The organism is Kitasatospora sp. NPDC058190, assembly GCF_042883685.1.
Classification (GTDB): domain Bacteria; phylum Actinomycetota; class Actinomycetes; order Streptomycetales; family Streptomycetaceae; genus Kitasatospora.
In genome coordinates, this window is record NZ_JBHVVI010000031.1 from 1 (window position 1) to 19,044 (window position 19,044).

General features: G+C 70.5%; 16 protein-coding genes. 7 read left to right on the forward strand and 9 right to left on the reverse strand.

The genetic code is table 11. The features are described from left to right. Positions 1-58: 58 nt before the first annotated feature. The 9 genes from ACFVWU_RS16535 to rpmH form a co-directional block, all read right to left on the reverse strand. The gene (locus ACFVWU_RS16535) at positions 59-676 is read right to left on the reverse strand and encodes a GNAT family N-acetyltransferase (protein WP_387620800.1); all 618 of its coding nucleotides are present in this window, start codon (positions 674-676) and stop codon (positions 59-61) included. A gap of 123 nt (positions 677-799) precedes the next feature. After that, positions 800-1,861, reverse strand: a complete 1,062-nt coding sequence (locus tag ACFVWU_RS16540; RefSeq protein ID WP_387620803.1) for a ParB/RepB/Spo0J family partition protein — start codon at positions 1,859-1,861, stop codon at positions 800-802. Continuing rightward, complete coding sequence (locus ACFVWU_RS16545) at positions 1,858-2,802, reverse strand: ParA family protein (protein WP_387620935.1); 945 nt, start codon at positions 2,800-2,802, stop codon at positions 1,858-1,860. The genes ACFVWU_RS16540 and ACFVWU_RS16545 overlap by 4 nt, the downstream gene beginning before the upstream one ends. A 297-nt stretch (positions 2,803-3,099) precedes the next feature. Then, positions 3,100-3,933 (reverse strand): 16S rRNA (guanine(527)-N(7))-methyltransferase RsmG, encoded by an 834-nt coding sequence (rsmG, locus tag ACFVWU_RS16550; protein ID WP_387620806.1) that lies wholly within the window; start codon positions 3,931-3,933, stop codon positions 3,100-3,102. A 158-nt stretch (positions 3,934-4,091) separates the two neighbouring features. Further along, the gene (locus tag ACFVWU_RS16555) at positions 4,092-4,625 is read right to left on the reverse strand and encodes a protein jag (protein ID WP_387620809.1); all 534 of its coding nucleotides are present in this window, start codon (positions 4,623-4,625) and stop codon (positions 4,092-4,094) included. A gap of 82 nt (positions 4,626-4,707) precedes the next feature. Then, a complete protein-coding gene (gene yidC, locus ACFVWU_RS16560; protein WP_387620812.1) occupies positions 4,708-5,847 on the reverse strand; it encodes a membrane protein insertase YidC in 1,140 nt (379 codons plus the stop codon). Further along, positions 5,844-6,215, reverse strand: a complete 372-nt coding sequence (yidD, locus tag ACFVWU_RS16565) for a membrane protein insertion efficiency factor YidD (protein ID WP_387620814.1) — start codon at positions 6,213-6,215, stop codon at positions 5,844-5,846. The genes yidC and yidD overlap by 4 nt, the downstream gene beginning before the upstream one ends. Then, positions 6,212-6,640 carry a ribonuclease P protein component gene (rnpA, locus tag ACFVWU_RS16570; RefSeq protein WP_387620817.1) on the reverse strand — a complete coding sequence of 143 codons (429 nt, stop codon included), beginning with the start codon at positions 6,638-6,640 and terminating at the stop codon, positions 6,212-6,214. The genes yidD and rnpA overlap by 4 nt, the downstream gene beginning before the upstream one ends. Before the next feature lie 18 nt (positions 6,641-6,658). Then, on the reverse strand, positions 6,659-6,796 hold the full coding sequence (rpmH, locus tag ACFVWU_RS16575) for a 50S ribosomal protein L34 (RefSeq protein ID WP_030059672.1): 138 nt from the start codon (positions 6,794-6,796) through the stop codon (positions 6,659-6,661). 352 nt (positions 6,797-7,148) lie between these two features. Between rpmH and dnaA the strand changes: the two genes are divergently transcribed. The 7 genes from dnaA to gyrA all read left to right on the forward strand — a co-directional run bounded on the left by dnaA (position 7,149) and on the right by gyrA (position 18,981). Beyond that, positions 7,149-8,963: a chromosomal replication initiator protein DnaA gene (gene dnaA / locus ACFVWU_RS16580; RefSeq protein ID WP_387620820.1), complete on the forward strand. Its 1,815-nt coding sequence runs from the start codon at positions 7,149-7,151 to the stop codon at positions 8,961-8,963. Positions 8,964-9,907: 944 nt separating this feature from the next. After that, on the forward strand, positions 9,908-11,038 hold the full coding sequence (gene dnaN / locus ACFVWU_RS16585) for a DNA polymerase III subunit beta (protein ID WP_224284069.1): 1,131 nt from the start codon (positions 9,908-9,910) through the stop codon (positions 11,036-11,038). 171 nt (positions 11,039-11,209) lie between these two features. Beyond that, the gene (gnd, locus tag ACFVWU_RS16590; RefSeq protein ID WP_380413687.1) at positions 11,210-12,085 is read left to right on the forward strand and encodes a phosphogluconate dehydrogenase (NAD(+)-dependent, decarboxylating); all 876 of its coding nucleotides are present in this window, start codon (positions 11,210-11,212) and stop codon (positions 12,083-12,085) included. A 99-nt stretch (positions 12,086-12,184) separates the two neighbouring features. Then, on the forward strand, positions 12,185-13,318 hold the full coding sequence (gene recF, locus ACFVWU_RS16595; protein ID WP_387620825.1) for a DNA replication/repair protein RecF: 1,134 nt from the start codon (positions 12,185-12,187) through the stop codon (positions 13,316-13,318). 160 nt (positions 13,319-13,478) lie between these two features. Next, complete coding sequence (locus ACFVWU_RS16600; protein WP_387620828.1) at positions 13,479-14,027, forward strand: DUF721 domain-containing protein; 549 nt, start codon at positions 13,479-13,481, stop codon at positions 14,025-14,027. Between the two features lie 258 nt (positions 14,028-14,285). Next, the gene (gene gyrB / locus ACFVWU_RS16605) at positions 14,286-16,301 is read left to right on the forward strand and encodes a DNA topoisomerase (ATP-hydrolyzing) subunit B (RefSeq protein WP_387620937.1); all 2,016 of its coding nucleotides are present in this window, start codon (positions 14,286-14,288) and stop codon (positions 16,299-16,301) included. Positions 16,302-16,443: 142 nt separating this feature from the next. After that, positions 16,444-18,981 carry a DNA gyrase subunit A gene (gyrA, locus tag ACFVWU_RS16610; protein ID WP_387620940.1) on the forward strand — a complete coding sequence of 846 codons (2,538 nt, stop codon included), beginning with the start codon at positions 16,444-16,446 and terminating at the stop codon, positions 18,979-18,981. Positions 18,982-19,044: the final 63 nt, after the last annotated feature.

Below are 19,044 nucleotides of genomic sequence, written 5' to 3' on the forward strand. Positions count from 1 at the left end.
TCCCCACACCGGGGAGCCCCGCCGCCGTCGTTCCACCCACGGTTTCCGGACCGGCCGCTCAGAACGGCCGCAGCGCCGGCTCCTTGCGCCCGCCGCCGAGCAGCCGCTCCAGCGCCACCTCCACATCGCCCCGCCAGGAGAGCGTGGTCCGTGCCTCCAGCCGCAGCCGCGGGTAGCGGTGGTGCGGCCGAACGGTCTTGAAGCCCACCGCCAGCAGGTGGTCGGCCGGCAGCACGCAGCTGGTCGGCACCCGGCCCGCCGAGCCGAAGGCCTCGATCGCCCGCACCCCGCGCCCGAGCAGATCCTTGGCCACCGTCTGCACCAGCACCCGGCCCAGCCCCTGCCGCTGGTAGCCCGGCAGCACTCGGCTGACCATCAGCTGGACGGCGTCCGGCGAGACCGGGCTGGTCGGGAAGGACTGTGAGCGGGGGACGTAGGCCGGCGGGGCGTAGAGCACGAAGCCGGCGGGCTGGTCGTCCACGTAGGCGATCCGGCCGCAGGACCCCCACTCCAGCAGCACCGCGGAGATCCATCCCTCCTTCTCCAGCTCCGGCTTCCCGGACTCAACCGCCTCCTTCGCACTCACCGGGTCCAGCTCCCAGAACACACAGGAGCGGCAGCCGGTCGGCAGATCCGTGAGGTTGTCCAGCGTCAGCGGAGCTATCCGGCGTCCCATGGCCCGTACTCCTCCTCCCTTTCACGGTCGAGCATTCCCCCATGAACGCCGATGGGTGCATGTTTCACGTGAAACAGCGCTCACGTGGAACATGCACCCATCGGGTCGTTGCCCTCGGCCGGCTCAGCCCTGCGACAGCCGCAGACCGTCCTCGCCCGGAGCCATGCTGTCCAGGATCCGGTTGAGGTCCTCCACCGAGCCGAACTCCAGTACCACCTTGCCCTTGCCCAGCTTGCCGCCGCGCTGCGACACCTCGACCTTGACCCGGGTGTCGAAGCGGTCCGAGAGCCGGGTCGCCAGGTCGTTGAAGGCCGGGGACATCAGCTTGCCCGCCTTGGGTGCCTGGCGCTTGGGCTTCTGCTCGGTCTTCATCAGCTCGGCGATCTCCTCGGTGGTCCGCACCGTGAGACCCTCCGCGATGATCCGCTTGGCCAGCTCCTCCTGCCGGTCCGCGTCCGGGATGCCCACCAGCGCCTTGGCGTGGCCGGCGGTCAGCACCCCGGCGGCGACCCGGCGCTGGACGGACGGCGGGAGCTTCAGCAGCCGCAGGGTGTTGGAGACGTGCGGGCGCGAGCGCCCGATCCGGTCCGCCAGCTCGACATGGGTGCAGGAGAAGTCCCGCAGCAACTGGTCGTAGGCGGCCGCCTCCTCCAGCGGGTTCAGCTCGGCCCGGTGCAGGTTCTCCAGCAGGGCGTCCAGCAGCAGCTTGTCGTCCTCGGTGGCCCGGACGATCGCCGGGATCCGCTCCAGCCCGGCCTCCCGGGAGGCGCGCCAACGGCGCTCGCCCATGATCAGCTCGTAGCGCTCGGCCTCGACCTGACGCACCACGATCGGCTGGAGCAGACCGACCTCCTTGATGGAGGCGACCAGCTCGGCCAGCTTGTCCGCGTCGAAGACCTCGCGCGGCTGACGCGGGTTGGGGGTGATCGCGTCCAGCGGCAGCTCGGCGAAGGAGGCACCGGGGACCGGCGCCGGCTGCTCCGCTCGTCGCCCGACGGCCGCCTTGGCAGCCACCGTGCCGCGACCGCCCGGCAGCACCGGCACGGAGGCCGGCGACGTCACGCCGGTCACCACCACCGAGGTCGGCGCGGACGTGGCGGCGGCGGGCTGCGCCGCCCCACTGTCCGCCGGCGCGGGGCCGATCAGCGCCCCAAGCCCTCGTCCCAGACCCCTGCGACCACTCACCGATTACCCTCCGTCGTACCGTGCTGCGCCACCGGGGCACCGTACCCCTGCTGGCCGTCCCGCTGCTGGCCCACCAGCGGTCCGACCTGGCCCACCGCACGCAGCGCGAGCTCGCGGGCGGCCTCCAGGTACGAGAGCGCCCCGGTCGAACCCGGGTCGTAGGTGAGCACCGTCTGCCCGTAGCTGGGCGCCTCCGAGATGCGCACCGAGCGCGGGATCGCCGTGCTCAGCACCTCGTTCTGGAAGTGGGTCCGGACCTCCTCGGCGACCTGGGCGGCCAGCCTGGTCCGGGCGTCGTACATGGTCAGCAGGATCGTCGAGACGTGCAGCGCGGGGTTGAGGTGCGCGCGCACCAGCTCGACGTTGCGCAGCAGCTGGCCGAGGCCCTCCAGCGCGTAGTACTCGCACTGGATCGGGATCAGCACCTCCTGGCCGGCCACCAGGGCGTTGACCGTCAGCAGGCCCAGCGAGGGCGGACAGTCGATCAGGATGTAGTCCAGCGGCTGCTCGTAGGCGGCGATGGCGCGCTGCAGCCGGCTCTCCCGGGCCACCAGCGAGACCAGCTCGATCTCGGCGCCGGCCAGGTCGATGGTGGCGGGGACGCAGAACAGCCCCTCGACGTCCACGACCGGCTGGACCACGTCGGCCAGGGGCTTGCCCTCGACCAGCACGTCGTAGATGGAGGGCACCTCGGCGTGGTGGTCGATGCCGAGGGCGGTGGAGGCGTTCCCCTGCGGGTCGAGGTCGACGACCAGGACGCGCAGTCCGTGCATCGCCAGCGAGGCGGCCATGTTCACGGTGGTGGTGGTCTTGCCCACCCCACCCTTCTGGTTGGCGACCACGATCACCCGGGTGCCGGCGGGTCGGGGCAGCCCCTCCCCCGCTCGGCCGATCGCCTGTACCGCAGCCTGGGCGGCCCGTGCGATGGGCGTGTCATCGATCTGGTCGATGGTCTCCGAGTCCTGCATGAGGGCCAGTGTTTCACGTGAAACCGGAGCGGCAACAGTCGCCGCCCGGCTGCGGCTAAGGATTCCCGAGAGCAAGGAGCGACGTTTCACGCGAAACACCATGCCCGCTATGTCGGAAATCTGACGTTGCGACACTCCGATGTCCCGACGGCGGCCCGGGCGTCACCTGAACGACGACGGGCGGACGGCTCCCCCGTTCAGGAGGACCGTCCGCCCGCTCTCGTCCGTTTCCGGCGTCACTCGGCCTCAGTGGGCCTCACCATCAGCCCCTCAGCGGCTGCGGCGCCGCCCGCCCCGACCGCGTTCGCCGCCCTTGGCGTTGGCGTTGGCGTTGCGGCCGGCCCGGGCCACCTTGGCCCGCCGGGTCGCGGCCTTCACCCCGCCGGGGCTCTCCCCCGCCTTGACCTGGACCACCCGGGTCGAGGTCTCCAGGGTGCCCTCGCCGACCGAGATGACGCTCCACTCGACCGCGCCCAGCTTGGCCAGCCCGGCGCGCGAGTCGGCCAGTTCCTGCTCGGCGCTGTCGCCCTTGAGCGCCAGCATCTGCCCGTGCGGACGCAGCAGCGGCAGCCCCCAGCCGGCCAGCCGGTCCAGCGGCGCCACCGCCCGGGCGGTCACCACGTCGACCGCGAGCTTGCCCACCATCTCCTCGGCGCGGCCGCGCAGCACCGTGACGTTCTCCAGGGCCAGCTCCCGGACGACCTCCTCCAGGAAGGTGGTCCGGCGCAGCAGCGGCTCCAGCAGGGTCACCGAGACGTCCGGACGGGCCAGCGCCACCGGGATGCCGGGCAGGCCGGCGCCGGAGCCGACGTCGCACAGGGTGGAGCCGCTCGGCAGCAGCTCGGCCAGCACCGCGCAGTTGAGCACATGGCGGTCCCACAGCCGGGGCACCTCGCGCGGCCCGATCAGCCCGCGCCTGACACCCGCCGTGGCCAGCAGCTCGGTGTAGCGGACGGCGGCGTCGAAGCGGTCGCCGAAGACCTCCCGGGCGGCGGCCGGCGCCTCGGCCAGCACATCCAGCTCGGGTACCTCGGCCGCGCGCCCCTCAGCGTCCGGATCCACGTCCGCCCCCGGACGGCCGGCGGCCGTGCTCTCCGTGTCCATCTCGACCTCTCCGATCCCCGGATCCACCGACCCGCTCAACGCACTGTTTCACGTGAAACATCCCGGAAGGGACGACGACCCCGCCCGCACGAGGCGGACGGGGTCGCGTCCGGTGAAGCTCACCGGCTGCCGCAGCGGCCGGTCATCGACCGTCGGCCTCAGGCCGGCAGCACGACCACGCACCGCTGGGGCTCTTCGCCCTCGGACTCGCTGCGCAGACCCGCGGCCGCGACCGCGTCATGGACGACCTTGCGCTCGAAGGGCGTCATCGGCTTCAGCTTGACCTGCTCGCCGGTGCTCTTGGCCTGCTCCGCGGCCTCGGCGCCGAGGGCGGCCAGCTCCTCACGCTTGCGGGCCCGGAAGCCGGCAATGTCCAGCATGAGGCGGCTGCGCTCGCCGGTCTCCCGGTGGACAGCCAACCGGGTCAGCTCCTGCAGGGCCTCCAGCACCTCGCCGTCCTGGCCGACCAGGCGCTGCAGCGCGCGGTCGTTGCCGTCGCTGACGATGGAGACCAGGGCGCGGTCGCCCTCGACGTCCATGTCGATGTCACCGTCGAGGTCCGCGATGTCGAGCAGACCCTCCAGGTAGTCCGCCGCGATGTCGCCCTCGTGCTCCAGGCGGGTGATGAGGCTCTCGTCGGCGCTGGCGGCGGCCTCGGCCTCGACGGCGGAGGTGGTGGTGCCTTCCGTCACTGATGGACTCCTTCGGAGTTGGGCCCGTCTGGCGGGCCGGGAACGAAGCTCTTCGGGGCTGCCACAACGGGCCGGGGGCCGGTCAGGACTTCCTCTTCGGCCGCTGGCCGCCGCGCTTGGGCTGCTGCCGGGCGCCCTGCTTGGTGCCGGCGGGCTTGGCCGCGGTCTGCTTGGCGTCGGACTCGGCCGGGGCCGCGTCGCTCGGCTGCTCGGCCACGGTGTCCTCGCCCGACTCGGCCGCCTGGGTGGTGGCACCGCCGTGCTGGCGCTGGGCCTTGGTCTGCCGACGCGGCTGCTGGCGGCGCGCCTGCACCGACTCCTCGACCACGGTGGCCGCCGAGGCCGCCTGGTCGAGGGCCTCCTTGGACGGGGGCAGCATGCCCCAGAGCGCGCCCTTGATCTCCGTACCGTCCGGACGCAGCCGGCCGGCCTTCTTCAGCCGCGCCTGGCGCTCCTGGAAGGCCTTGCTGCCCGGGGTCGGGTTGTTGCGGATGACGATCAGCTGCTGGCCCATCGACCAGACGTTGGTGGTCAGCCAGTAGACCAGGACACCGACCGGGAAGTTGATGCCCATCACGGCGAACATGACCGGGAAGACGTACATCAGCATCTTCTGCTGCTGCATGAACGGCGTCTTCACCGTGAGGTCGACGTTCTTGGTCATCAGCTGGCGCTGGGTGACGAACTGCGACAGCGACATCATGACGATCATCACCGCGGTGACGACCTTGACGCTGGTCACGCTGCTGCTGACGAAGGTCGCGGACAGCGGGGCACCGAAGATGTGCGCCTTGCCGGCGCTCACCAGCAGGTCGCCGTGGATGACGCCGATGGTCTTGCCCTTGGCGACCGAGGCGAGCACGCCGTAGAGGGCGGTGAAGAACGGGGCCTGCACGATGATGGGAAGGCAGCTGGAGAACGGGTTGGTACCCGCCTCCTTGTACAGCTTCATCATCTCTTCGGACTGGCGCTGCCGGTCGTTCTTGTAGCGCTCCTGGATGGCCTTCATCTTCGGCTGGATCGCCTGCATGGCCCGGGTCGCCTTGATCTGCTTCACGAAGAGCGGGATCAGGCAGATCCGGATGACGACGACCATCGAGGCGATGGACAGACCCCACGCCCAGCCACCGTCCGGATTGAAGACGAGGCTGTACAGCGAGTGGAACTGGACGATGATCCAGGACACCGCCGTGTAGAGGGGGCTAAGAAAACCGAAGGTCACCGGTCAGACTCCTTGGACAGGTGGATTGGCCGCTCCGGGCCAATGGTGGCCGGGCCCTCGGGGTCCGGACCGGCGGGGGTGACGGTCACCGGCTCTCCGGTGGCGGACCGGCTGCTCAGCCGGTCTCGCAACCGCCGGTGCCACACCGGATGCTTGCGCGGCGGGACATGATCGACCCCGCCGGGCGTCCACGGATTGCAGCGCAGGATGCGCCACACGGTCAGTCCGCCGCCTTTGACCGCCCCGTGCACCCTCACGGCCTCGTAGCCGTAGTGCGAGCAGGAGGGGTAATAGCGGCAGACCGGACCGAGCAGCGGGCTGATGGTCCACTGGTAGACCCTGATCAGACCCATCAGCAGGTACTTCATCGCCCTGCTCCCGTCGGCGCCGTGGCGGCGGGCTCGGCCCTCAGCAACCGCTTCAGCGCCGCGTCAAGATCACGTTCGAGATCCTGGTACGAGGCGGTCGCGGCCTGGGGCAGCGCACGCACCACTATCAGGCTACCGGCGGGCAGCCTGGACAGACGATCACGGACGAGATGGCGCAACCGGCGCTTGACCAGGTTGCGAACGACCGCCGGGCCGACGGCCTTGCTCACGACGAAACCCGCACGCGCCGAAGGAGTCCCCTCGGCGACGTGCGGGCGGGAGTCGCTGGTCCGGTCGGTCTGCCCCTGCGGGTCGGCATCTCTGCTGAGATGGACGACCAGAAGGGGCCGGCCGGCCCGGCGACCGCGTTTGACCGCGGTCGCGAAGTCCTGGCGCCGCCGCAGCCGATTCTCGGAGGGCAGCACAACAGACTCTGTCGTGGATCAGGCGGACAGGCTGGCGCGGCCCTTGCCACGGCGGGCGGCCAGGATGGCGCGGCCGGCGCGGGTACGCATACGCAGCCGGAAGCCGTGGGTCTTCGCGCGGCGACGGTTGTTCGGCTGGAAGGTGCGCTTGCTCACTCGGGGGCTCCTGAGGTGAATCGTAGGATGACGGGGAGTCGCTTGGCCGTCACCGTGCGTCCGCGTGATCTCCCCTGATTCGGAAATCCGGCCCATCGCCCCAGTTCGGCTGGGGTCTGAGGCAATCCACGGCGCCCGTGCTGCGCGCCTTATGGAGCGGGTGGACCCGCGGACATGCGGCAGCGGCCATCGACAACTCGACCTGGTTACGGTACGCGGGACGGGGTGTGAGGGTCAAACCAGCCGCCCGTGGCGTACTTACCCACAGCCTGTGGACAACGACTTGATCCGTTCCCGTTCGCTGACTACCGTTGCAGGACTTGTCTGGTTTGTTCTTGGAAAGCGTGCACCAGTGGCTGATGTCAACAGCGACCTCGTCCCGGTCTGGGCGAGGGTCGTCGAGCGGCTGGTCAGCGACCCCGACGTCGGCGAGATGGACAAGCAGTGGGTGCAGCGCACCCAGCCCATGTGGATGATGCACGACACCGCCCTGCTGGCGACCCCCAACGAGCGGGCCAAGCAGGTGCTGGAGGGCCGGCTGCTGCCGCAGCTGACCGAGGCCCTCAGCCGCGAGCTCAACCGGCCGGTGCGGATCGCCGTGATGGTCGACGCCGACGCCGTGCCCACCACCCCCGCGCCCGCCGCCCAGGCCCCCGCCGAGCCGTACCCCGGCCCGGCCGAGGAGGACACCGGCGGCTACGGCGGCCAGGACTACCAGCACCCCTACGAGCAGGACTACGAGCGCCCCCGCTACGACACCGGCGGCTACGAGCAGCGCCCGGCGCCGTACGGCGGCCAGCCGGGCCAGCCCTGGCCCGGTTACCAGGAGTCCGGTTACCAGGAGCCGCAGCAGCCCTACCGCGAGCCCGAGGAGCCCTCTCCCCGCCAGGCGCCGCGCCCGCTGCCCAGCCCACCCTCGACCACCCAGGGCGACCTGTTCGGCGGCGCGTACGGCCCCGGCCCGGGCGAGCAGCCCCGCGGCGGCGCCGGCCGTCGTTCGCACGGCGCCCGGCCCACCGGTGGCCGCCCGGCCGACAAGCCCACCGCGGAACGGGGCACCGACCGCCTCGCCGTCCCCGGGGTGCCCGCCCCGCCCGGCGCGCCCCCGGCCGGCGGCTCGCGCAAGGACGAGCCGGCCGCCCGGCTGAACCCCAAGTACCTCTTCGACACCTTCGTCATCGGCGCCAGCAACCGCTTCGCGCACGCGGCGGCGGTGGCGGTCGCCGAAGCCCCGGCCAAGGCGTACAACCCGCTCTTCATCTACGGCGAGTCCGGGCTGGGCAAGACCCACCTGCTGCACGCCATCGGGCACTACTCGCGCAGCCTCTTCCCGGGCACCCGGGTGCGCTACGTGTCCTCGGAGGAGTTCACCAACGAGTTCATCAACTCGATCCGGGACGGCAAGGCGGACACCTTCCGCCGCCGCTACCGGGACATGGACATCCTGCTCGTGGACGACGTCCAGTTCCTCGCGAGCAAGGAGTCCACCCAGGAGGAGTTCTTCCACACCTTCAACACCCTGCACAACGCGAACAAGCAGATCGTCCTCTCCTCGGACCGGCCTCCCAAGCTGCTGACCACGCTGGAGGACCGGCTGCGCAACCGCTTCGAGTGGGGCCTGATCACCGACGTCACCCCGCCGGAGCTGGAGACCCGGATCGCGATCCTGCGCAAGAAGGCGATCCAGGAACAACTCAACGCCCCCGCGGACGTGTTGGAGTTCATCGCGTCCCGGATCACCCGCAACATCCGGGAACTGGAGGGCGCGCTGATCCGGGTCACCGCCTTCGCCAACCTCAACCGGGCGCCGGTGGACCTGGAGTTGGCCGGGATCGTCCTCAAGGACCTGATCCCGGGCGGGGACGAGGACGCCGGCCCGGAGATCACCGCGCAGGTCATCATGCAGCAGACCGCCGCGTACTTCGGCCTGGGCGTGGACGACCTCTGTGGATCCTCGCGCAGCCGGGTGCTGGTGACGGCCCGGCAGATCGCCATGTACCTGTGCCGGGAGCTCACCGACCTGTCGTTGCCGAAGATCGGCGCGCAGTTCGGCGGCCGCGACCACACCACCGTGATGCACGCGGACCGCAAGATCCGCTCGCTGATGGCCGAGCGGCGCTCGATCTACAACCAGGTCACCGAACTCACCAACCGCATCAAGAGCTAGCACCCGTCCACGGACGGGCCGGCCGGCTTCCAGAGGGCGTCAGGAGCGATCCTGACGCCCTTTCTTCACATCCACAGGTGTGTGCCGGGCCGAGGCTGGGCAGGGATGACGTCGACGGACGTTCCGCCAGCCCGCAGCCGGCGCCGAACAACTGACCGGTGATTCGAAAACCGGGGGCGCGCAAGGCCGTTGTCCACAGGACCGGCCCCTTCCGCACAGTCCACAGGCTGGGGAGTCCGAAGTTATCCAGAATTCGTCCACAGGCCTGTCGCCGCTACGCTCTTCCGCGCAGGTCAGGTGCCTGTGGACTTGTGCACAACGGTTATCCACAGGGTGTGGACAATTGACGGGCCGCCAATGGGCCGTCCGGGTTATCCACCGGTTGTCCCCAGGGGCCGGGCGGTTATCCCCAGGTTGTCCACAGCCGGGTCCACAGTTCGACAACCGTGGACTGCCGTTCATGCCCTGGTGTGAAAGGCGTCACGGAAAGTTGACCGGCGCCCGTGGATAACCGGGCCCGGATCTGGGGACAGCCCTGGGGATAACCTGTGGATACTCAGCGTGCCCTGTGGGTAACGCTCGGCTGTCCACAGCACGGCCTGTCCGTCCACAGCCGCCGTCCACACCGTCTGTGGACAAAAATCGGGCGTTGACCTGCGGAAACAGGGTTATCCACGGTTTCCACAGGCCCTACTACTACCGCTACACAGATAGACCGTGAACCTGCTTTCAAAGTGGGTGGGCCCCAAATCTGTGGACAAGCGCTCCCCGACATCTGTTCGGGTTTGCTTCCGCCCGTCTGCCCCGTCTGTCGGCGGAGTACGTCAGACTGTCCTTTGCAGCTGGAAGCGGAGTGGCAGAGCTCGGCGGACAGCGGGACCGACGATCAAGATCAGACGAACCAGAGTGCGAGCGGGAGCGCTCGATCCAGGAGGCGGTTACCGGTGAAGTTCCGGGTGGAGCGTGACGTCCTCGCGGAGGCGGTGGCCTGGGCTGCCCGCAGCCTCCCGGCACGGCCGCCGGTGCCGGTGCTGGCCGGCCTGCTGCTGACCGCGCAGGAGGGCAGCCTGGCGCTGTCCGGCTTCGACTACGAGGTCTCGGCCCGGGTCGAGCTGGAGGCCGACGTCGAGGAGGCCGGCACCGTCCTGGTCTCCGGTCGACTGCTCAACGACATCTCGCGCAACCTTCCCAACAGGCCTGTGGAGATCTCCACCGACGGCCAGCGGGTCAGCGTGGTCTGCGGCAGCTCCCGCTTCACCCTGCCCACCCTGCCGGTGGACGAGTACCCGGCCCTGCCCCAGATGCCGACCGCCACCGGCACCGTCTCCGGGGACGTCTTCGCCTCCGCCGTCAGCCAGGCCGCGGTCGCCGCCGGCCGGGACGACACCCTGCCGGTGCTCACCGGCGTCCGGGTCGAGATCGAGGGCGACCGGATCACCCTGGCCGCCACCGACCGTTACCGCTTCGCCGTCCGCGAGCTGCTGTGGAAGCCCGAGCAGTCGGACATCTCCGCGGTCGCCCTGGTGCCCGCCAAGACCCTGCAGGACATCGCCAAGTCCCTGGGCAGCGGCGACAACGTCTCCATCGCGCTCTCCTCGGGCGGCGCGGGCGAGGGCCTGATCGGCTTCGAGGGCGCCGGCCGCCGCACCACCACCCGGCTGCTGGAGGGCGAGTTCCCCAAGTTCCGCAGCCTCTTCCCGACCGAGTTCAGCGCGGTCGCCGCGATCCAGACCCAGCCCTTCCTGGAGGCGCTCAAGCGCGTCTCGCTGGTCGCCGAGCGCAACACCCCGGTCCGGCTCAACTTCGAGCAGGGCGTGCTGACCCTGGAGGCCGGCTCGGGCGACGACGCCCAGGCCACCGAGCGGATCGAGGCCGACCTGGAGGGCGACGACATCTCGATCGCCTTCAACCCGGGCTACCTGGAGGAGGGCCTCAAGGCCATCGACTCCCCCTTCGCCCAGCTGAGCTTCACCACCCCGACCAAGCCGGCCCTGCTCAGCGGCAAGGTCTCGGTGGACGCCGAGGAGGACAAGGCGTACCAGTACCTGATCATGCCGGTCCGCCTCTCCGGCTGACCGCCGGCTCCGTCCGTCACCCACAGGCTGTGCACACCCGCTGTGCACAGCCTGTGGACGTCTCCCCCGGTCGGCCCGACTGCGCAGAGCCCGTCACCGTCGGAAGCGTAGGCTCGGGGAGTGCGGCAACGGCGCCGCCGGCAGGCACGTCCCCACAGTAAGGATTTGGTCATGGAGCTCGGCCTCATCGGTCTCGGCAAGATGGGCGGCAACATGCGCGAGCGGATCCGCCGCGCCGGCCACACCGTCGTCGGCTACGACCGCAACCCGGAGATCTCCGACGTCGAGAGCCTGCAGGAGCTCGTCACCAAGCTCCAGGGCCCCCGCGTGGTCTGGGTGATGGTCCCGGCCGGTGCCGCGACCCAGGCGACCGTCGACGAACTCGCCGAGCTGCTCTCCCCCGGCGACGTGGTCGTCGACGGCGGCAACTCCCGCTGGACCGACGACATCAAGCACGCCGAGGCGCTGGCCGCCAAGGGCATCGGCTTCGTCGACTGCGGCGTCTCCGGCGGCGTCTGGGGCCTGGAGAACGGCTACGCGCTGATGTACGGCGGCGACGCCGAGCACGTCGCGCGCGTTCAGCCGGTCTTCGACGCGCTCAAGCCGGAGGGCGACTTCGGCTCGGTGCACGCGGGCGCGGTGGGCGCCGGCCACTTCGCCAAGATGGTCCACAACGGCATCGAGTACGCGATGATGCAGGCCTTCGCCGAGGGCTGGGAGCTGCTGGAGGCCGCCCCCGAGGTCACCGACGTGCGCGAGGTCTTCCGCAGCTGGCAGGAGGGCACCGTCATCCGCTCCTGGCTGCTGGACCTGGCCGTCCGCGCCCTGGACGAGGACGAGCACCTGGACAAGCTGCGCGGCTGGGCCGCCGACTCCGGCGAGGGCCGCTGGACCGTCGAGGCCGCGATCGACCACGCCGTGCCGCTGCCGGCGATCACCGCCTCGCTGTTCGCCCGCTTCGCCTCCCGCCAGGACGACTCGCCGCAGATGAAGATGATCGCCGCGCTGCGCAACCAGTTCGGCGGCCACGCGGTCGAGTCGAAGTAGCCCCCTTCCGGGGCGGAGTCCCCTCCCGGGGGCGGAGTTCCACCGGGCTCCCCGGTCATCCACAGGTCTGTTCATAGAAGGCGAGCGCAGTCCACCGCCATGCACGTCGCGCATCTGTCGCTCGCCGACTTCCGGTCGTACGCCCGGGCCGAGGTTCCCCTCGACCCGGGCGTGACGGCCTTCGTCGGACCCAACGGCCAGGGCAAGACCAACCTGGTCGAGGCGATCGGCTACGTCGCCACCCTGGGCAGCCACCGGGTCGCCACCGACGCCCCGCTGATCCGGCTCGGCGCCGAGCGGGCGGTGATCCGCACCTCGGTGGTGGACCGCGGCCGCTCCACCCTGGTCGAGCTGGAGCTCACCCCGGGCAAGGCCAACCGGGCCCGGATCAACCGCTCGGACAACGTCCGCCCGCGCGACGTGCTGGGCCTGCTGCGCACCGTGCTGTTCGCCCCCGAGGACCTCAGCCTGGTCAAGGGCGATCCGGGCGAGCGCCGGCGCTTCCTGGACGAGCTGCTGACCGCCCGCGCGCCCCGGCTGGCCGGGGTCCGGCAGGACTACGAGCGGGTGCTCAAGCAGCGCAACGCCCTGCTGAAGACCGCCGCGATGGCCCGCCGGGCCGGCGGCGGCAAGGGCGCCGACCTGTCCACCCTGGAGGTGTGGGACGGCCATCTGGCACGCGCCGGCGCCGAGCTGACAGCCTTCCGGATCCAGCTGGTGGCCGTCCTGCAGCCGCTGGTGACGGCCGCTTACGGGCAGTTGGCCCCCGGCGGCGGCGAGACCGCGCTGGAGTACCGCAGCTCCTTCGAGGGCGAGCTGCCGACCAGCCGGGAGCAGGCCGAGGAGCAGCTGCTGCAGGCGCTGCAGGCGGTCCGCAAGCAGGAGGTCGAGCGCGGGGTCACCCTGGTCGGTCCGCACCGCGACGAGCTGGTGCTCAGGCTCGGCCCGCTGCCCGCCAAGGGCTACGCCAGCCACGGCGAGTCCTGGTCGTTCGCGCTGGCGCTGCGGCTGGCCTCGTACGAGTTGCTGCGGGCCGACGGCGGCGAGCCGGTGCTGATCCTGGACGACGTCTTCGCCGAGCTGGACGCCGCCCGCCGGGACCGGCTGGCCGAACTGGTGGCCGACGGCGAGCAGGTGCTGGTCACCGCCGCGGTGGCCGAGGACGTGCCGAAGGCGCTGGCCGGCGCCCGGTTCGCGGTCTCCGACGGCGCCGTCCGCCGGATCGACGCCTGATCCGCGGCCCGGTTCATCGCCCGATCCATCGTCGGATCCGTCACCTGATCCGCTCGTCACACCGACCGCGCCTCGGGTACGCCCCGCCGTCACGCGTCCGAGCGCTCCCGTAGGCTGGACGGCTCATCGGTTGTCCACAGGCTGGGGAAAGGAGATCGCCGTGAGCGAGCCGGCGGAGCACTCCCTCTCTGGCCCCACCCCCGCTGCCCCCGAGCCCACCGGCGCCGACCTGGCCCGTTCCGCCCTGCGGGCGGCCCGCGCCCAGGCCCGCCAGCGCGGCGAGCAGGTGCAGCAGAAGCGCGAGGCGAAGCGGCACGGCCTGCGCAGCGGCGCCCGCTCGGACGGCCGCGACCCGGTCCCGCTGGGCGCGGCGCTGAACCGGCTGCTGACCGAGCGCGGCTGGGAGTCCTCCGCCGCGGTCGGCGGGGTGATGGGCCGCTGGCCGCAGATCGTCGGTCCGGACATCGCCGCGCACTGCCACCCCTCCTCCTACGACGAGGCCGCCGCGGTGCTCACCGTGCAGTGCGACTCCACCGCCTGGGCGACTCAACTGCGCTGGTTGGCACGGCAGTTGGTGGCTCGTCTGAACCACGAGCTGGGCCACGGCACGGTGCGGACCATCAAGGTGCTCGGCCCGGCCGCGCCCGCCCGCGGCTACGGCCGGCTGCGCGCGCCCGGGAGCAAGGGCCCGGGCGACACCTGGGGCTAGGGCCCGTCGGCCCCGCCGGGATCGGACCACGATCTTCCGGAATCCCTGACGGCCCTTCCAGGCGCCCCGGGCCCCCCGGGCGAGTATCGGGACATGTGCCGAGGGGATTCAGGGCGGCATATCTGCCTTCAAGGGCTGCCAAACGCCCATCTCTGTCAGTCGTACCGGTAGACTGGGAGCCAAACACTGTTGCTAGTGGCAACCGAGTCGAAACGCTGTGGTCGCACGCCCGCCCGTAGGGGGAGAGGCATGCGACCCGTGCTGTGCCAGAGAGGGCGCTTCGTGGCCGATTCCGGCAACCCCAGCCAGACCCCAGACCAGACCGACCAGGCTTCCTACACCGGTAGCAACATCCAGGTGCTGGAAGGCCTCGACGCCGTCCGCAAGCGCCCCGGCATGTACATCGGCTCCACCGGTGAGCGCGGCCTGCACCACCTGGTGCAGGAGGTCGTGGACAACTCCGTCGACGAGGCGATGGCCGGGTACGCCGACACCATCGACGTCACGATCATGGCCGACGGCGCGATCCGCGTCGTCGACAACGGCCGCGGCATCCCGGTGGACATCGTCCCCGGCCAGGACAAGCCCGCCGTCGAGGTCGTGCTCACCGTCCTGCACGCGGGCGGCAAGTTCGGCGGCGGCGGCTACGCCGTCTCCGGCGGTCTGCACGGCGTGGGCGTCTCGGTGGTGAACGCGCTGTCCACCCGGCTCTCGGTGGAGATCCACAAGGACGGCAGCATCTGGACCCAGGACTACAAGATGGGCGCGCCGACCGCCGCCCTGGCCAAGGGCGCGGAGACGGACCGCACCGGCACCACGGTGACCTTCTGGGCCGACGGCGACATCTTCGAGACCACCGTCTACTCCTTCGAGACGCTCTCCCGGCGCTTCCAGGAGATGGCCTTCCTCAACAAGGGCCTGTCGATCTCGCTGACCGACGAGCGCCCCGAGCACGTGGACGAGGAGGGCAAGCCGCTCACCGTCACGTACAAGTACGACGGCGGCATCGCCGACTTCGTCGCCCACCTCAACTCCCGCAAGGGCGAGGTCATCCACCCCTCGGTGATCGACTTCGAGGCCGAGGACAAGGACAGGGCGATCTCGGTGGAGATCGCGATGCAGTGGAACTCCTCCTACACCGAGGGGGTCTACAGCTTCGCCAACACCATCCACACCCACGGCGGCGGTACCCACGAGGAGGGTTTCCGCGCCGCGCTGACCGGCCTGGTCAACCGCTACGCGCGGGACAAGAAGCTGCTCCGCGAGAAGGACGACAACCTCTCCGGCGAGGACATCCGCGAGGGTCTGACCGCGATCATCTCGGTCAAGCTCGGCGAGCCGCAGTTCGAGGGCCAGACCAAGGACAAGCTCGGCAACACCGAGGCGAAGACCTTCGTCCAGAAGGTCGTCAACGAGCACCTCGCCGACTGGCTGGACCGCAACCCCAACGAGGCCGCGGACATCATCCGCAAGTCCATCCAGGCCGCCACCGCGCGCGTCGCCGCCCGCAAGGCCCGCGACCTCACCCGCCGCAAGGGCCTGCTGGAGTCCGCCTCGCTGCCGGGCAAGCTCTCCGACTGCCAGTCCAAGGACCCGTCCGAGTGCGAGATCTTCATCGTCGAGGGCGACTCCGCAGGCGGCTCGGCCAAGCAGGGCCGCGACCCGCGCACCCAGGCCATCCTGCCGATCCGCGGCAAGATCCTGAACGTCGAGAAGGCCCGGATCGACAAGGTGCTGCAGAACACCGAGGTCCAGGCGCTGATCTCGGCCTTCGGCTGCGGCATCCAGGAGGACTACGACGAGTCCAAGCTGCGGTACCACAAGATCGTCCTGATGGCGGACGCCGACGTCGACGGTCAGCACATCCGCACCCTGCTGCTGACCCTGCTGTTCCGCTTCATGCGGCCGCTGGTCGAGGCCGGGTACGTCTACCTCGCCATGCCGCCGCTGTACAAGATCAAGTGGGGCAAGGACGACTTCGAGTACGCCTACTCCGACCGTGAGCGCGACGCTCTGATCGCCGCCGGCGTGGAGGCCGGGCGCCGGCTGCCCAAGGACGACGCGATCCAGCGCTTCAAGGGTCTCGGCGAGATGAACGCCGAGGAGCTCCGGGTCACCACCATGGACGCCGAGCACCGGCTGCTGCTCCAGGTCACCCTGGAGGACGCCGCCCGCGCCGACGAGCTGTTCTCCGTGCTGATGGGCGAGGACGTCGAGGCCCGCCGCTCCTTCATCCAGCGCAACGCCAAGGACGTCCGCTTCCTGGACGTGTGACGCGCCTGCACCCCAGGCCCCGCACGTACCAGTCCGCGTGAAAGGAAACTGACCACCAGTGGTCGACGACAACCGTCCCGACGGCGAACAGCCCGAGACCCCCGAGATTCCCGACGCCGCCGAGGCCACCGCCCAGGTGACCATGCGGATCGAGCCGGTCGAGCTCGAGACCGAGATGCAGCGCTCGTACCTCGACTACGCGATGAGCGTGATCGTCAGCCGTGCGCTCCCCGAGGTCCGCGACGGCCTCAAGCCGGTGCACCGCCGCGTGCTCTACGCGATGTACGACGGCGGGTACCGCCCCGAGAAGGGCTACTACAAGTGCGCCCGCGTCGTCGGCGACGTCATGGGCAACTACCACCCGCACGGTGACACCTCGATCTACGACACCGTGGTCCGCCTGGCCCAGCCGTGGTCGCTGCGGATGCCGCTGGTGGACGGCAACGGCAACTTCGGCTCCCCGGGCAACGACCCGGCCGCGGCCATGCGCTACACCGAGTGCAAGCTGATGCCGCTGGCCATGGAGATGATGCGCGACATCGACGAGGAGACCGTCGACTTCGCGCCCAACTACGACGGCCGCTCGCAGGAGCCGACCGTCCTGCCCGCACGCATCCCCAACCTGCTGGTCAACGGTGCCACCGGCATCGCGGTCGGCATGGCCACCAACATCCCGCCGCACAACCTCCGCGAGGTCGCCTCCGGCGCGCTCTGGTACCTGGAGAACCCGGAGGCCTCCGCCGAGGAGCTGCTGGAGGCCCTGATCGAGCGGATCAAGGGCCCCGACTTCCCCACCGGCGCGCTGATCGTCGGCCGCCGCGGGATCGACGACTACTACCGCACCGGCCGCGGCTCGGTCACCATGCGCGCCGTGGTCGAGGTCGAGGAGATCCAGGGCCGCCAGTGCCTGGTGATCACCGAGCTGCCGTACCAGGTCAACCCGGACAACCTCGCGCTGAAGATCGCCGACCTGGTCAAGGACGGCAAGATCGCCGGCATCGCCGACGTCCGCGACGAGTCCTCGTCCCGCACCGGCACCCGCCTGGTGGTCGTGCTCAAGCGCGACGCGGTCGCCAAGGTCGTGCTGAACAACCTGTACAAGCACACCGAGCTGCAGACCAACTTCGGCGCCAACATGCTGGCCCTGGTCGACGGCGTGCCGCGCACCCTGTCGCTGGACGCCTTCATCCGGCACTGGGTCAACCACCAGGTCGAGGTCATCGTCCGGCGCACCACCTTCCGGCTGCGCAAGGCGGAGGAGCGCGCCCACATCCTGCGCGCGCTGCTCAAGGCCCTGGACCTGATCGACGAGGTCATCGCGCTGATCCGGGCCTCGGCGAGCGCGGACGCCGCCCGCACCGGCCTGATGGGCCTGCTCGACATCGACGAGCTCCAGGCCAACGCCATCCTCGAGATGCAGCTGCGCCGCCTGGCCGCCCTGGAGCGCCAGCGGATCACGGACGAGCACGACGAGCTGCAGCGCAAGATCGACGAGTACAACGCGATCCTGGCCTCGCCGATCCGTCAGCGGGAGATCATCTCCGAGGAGCTCGCCGCGATCGTCGAGAAGTACGGCGACGAGCGGCGCTCCACCCTGATCCCGTCCGACGGCGACCTCTCCATCGAGGACCTCATCGCCGAGGAGGACATCGTCGTCACGATCACCCGTGGCGGCTACGTCAAGCGGACCCGCTCCGACCTCTACCGCTCGCAGAAGCGCGGCGGCAAGGGCGTGCGCGGTGCCCAGCTCAAGCAGGACGACATCGTCGACCACTTCTTCGTGACGACGACCCACAACTGGATCCTGTTCTTCACCAACAAGGGCCGGGTCTACCGCGCCAAGGGCTACGAGCTGCCGGACGCCGGGCGCGATGCCCGCGGCCAGCACGTGGCCAACCTGCTGGCCTTCCAGCCGGAGGAGCACATCACCCAGGTGATGGCCGTCCGCACCTACGAGGACAAGCCGTACCTGGTCCTCGCCACCCGGGCCGGCCTGGTGAAGAAGTCCCCGCTCAAGGACTACGACTCCCCGCGCTCCGGCGGCCTGATCGCGATCAACCTGCGCCAGGACGAGGAGGGCCGGGACGACGAGCTGATCGGCGCCGAGCTGGTCTCCGCCGAGGACGACCTGCTGCTGGTCTCCAAGAAGGCCCAGTCGATCCGCTTCACCGCGACCGACGACGCACTGCGGCCCACCGGCCGTGCCACCTCCGGCGTCAAGGGCATGGCCTTCCGCGAGGACGACGAGCTGCTCTCGATGAACGTCGTCCGTCCGGGGACGTACGTCTTCACCGCCACCGACGGTGGCTACGCCAAGCGCACCGGTGTGGACGAGTACCGTGTCCAGGGGCGCGGCGGTTACGGGACCAAGGCGGCGAAGATCGTCGAGGGCCGGGGCTCGCTGGTCGGCGCGCTGGTGGTCGACGACACCGACGAGATCATGGCGATCACCCTGTCGGGTGGAGTGATCCGAACGAGGGTTTCCGAAGTTCGTGAAACCGGACGTGACACCATGGGCGTCCAACTGATCAACCTCGGAAAGCGCGACGCGGTGGTGGGCATGGCCCGCAACGCGGAGGCCGAGGACGACGAGACGGCGGAGGACGAGGTCGCGGGCACCGAGTCCACCGAGACGGCCGAGGGTGCGGAGACGGCGGTCGGCGGCGACGCCGAGGCCTGAACCGAACCGCAGACCGGTGTCGCCGCGTCCACAGGAGTGGACGCGGCGGCATCGGACGCCGAC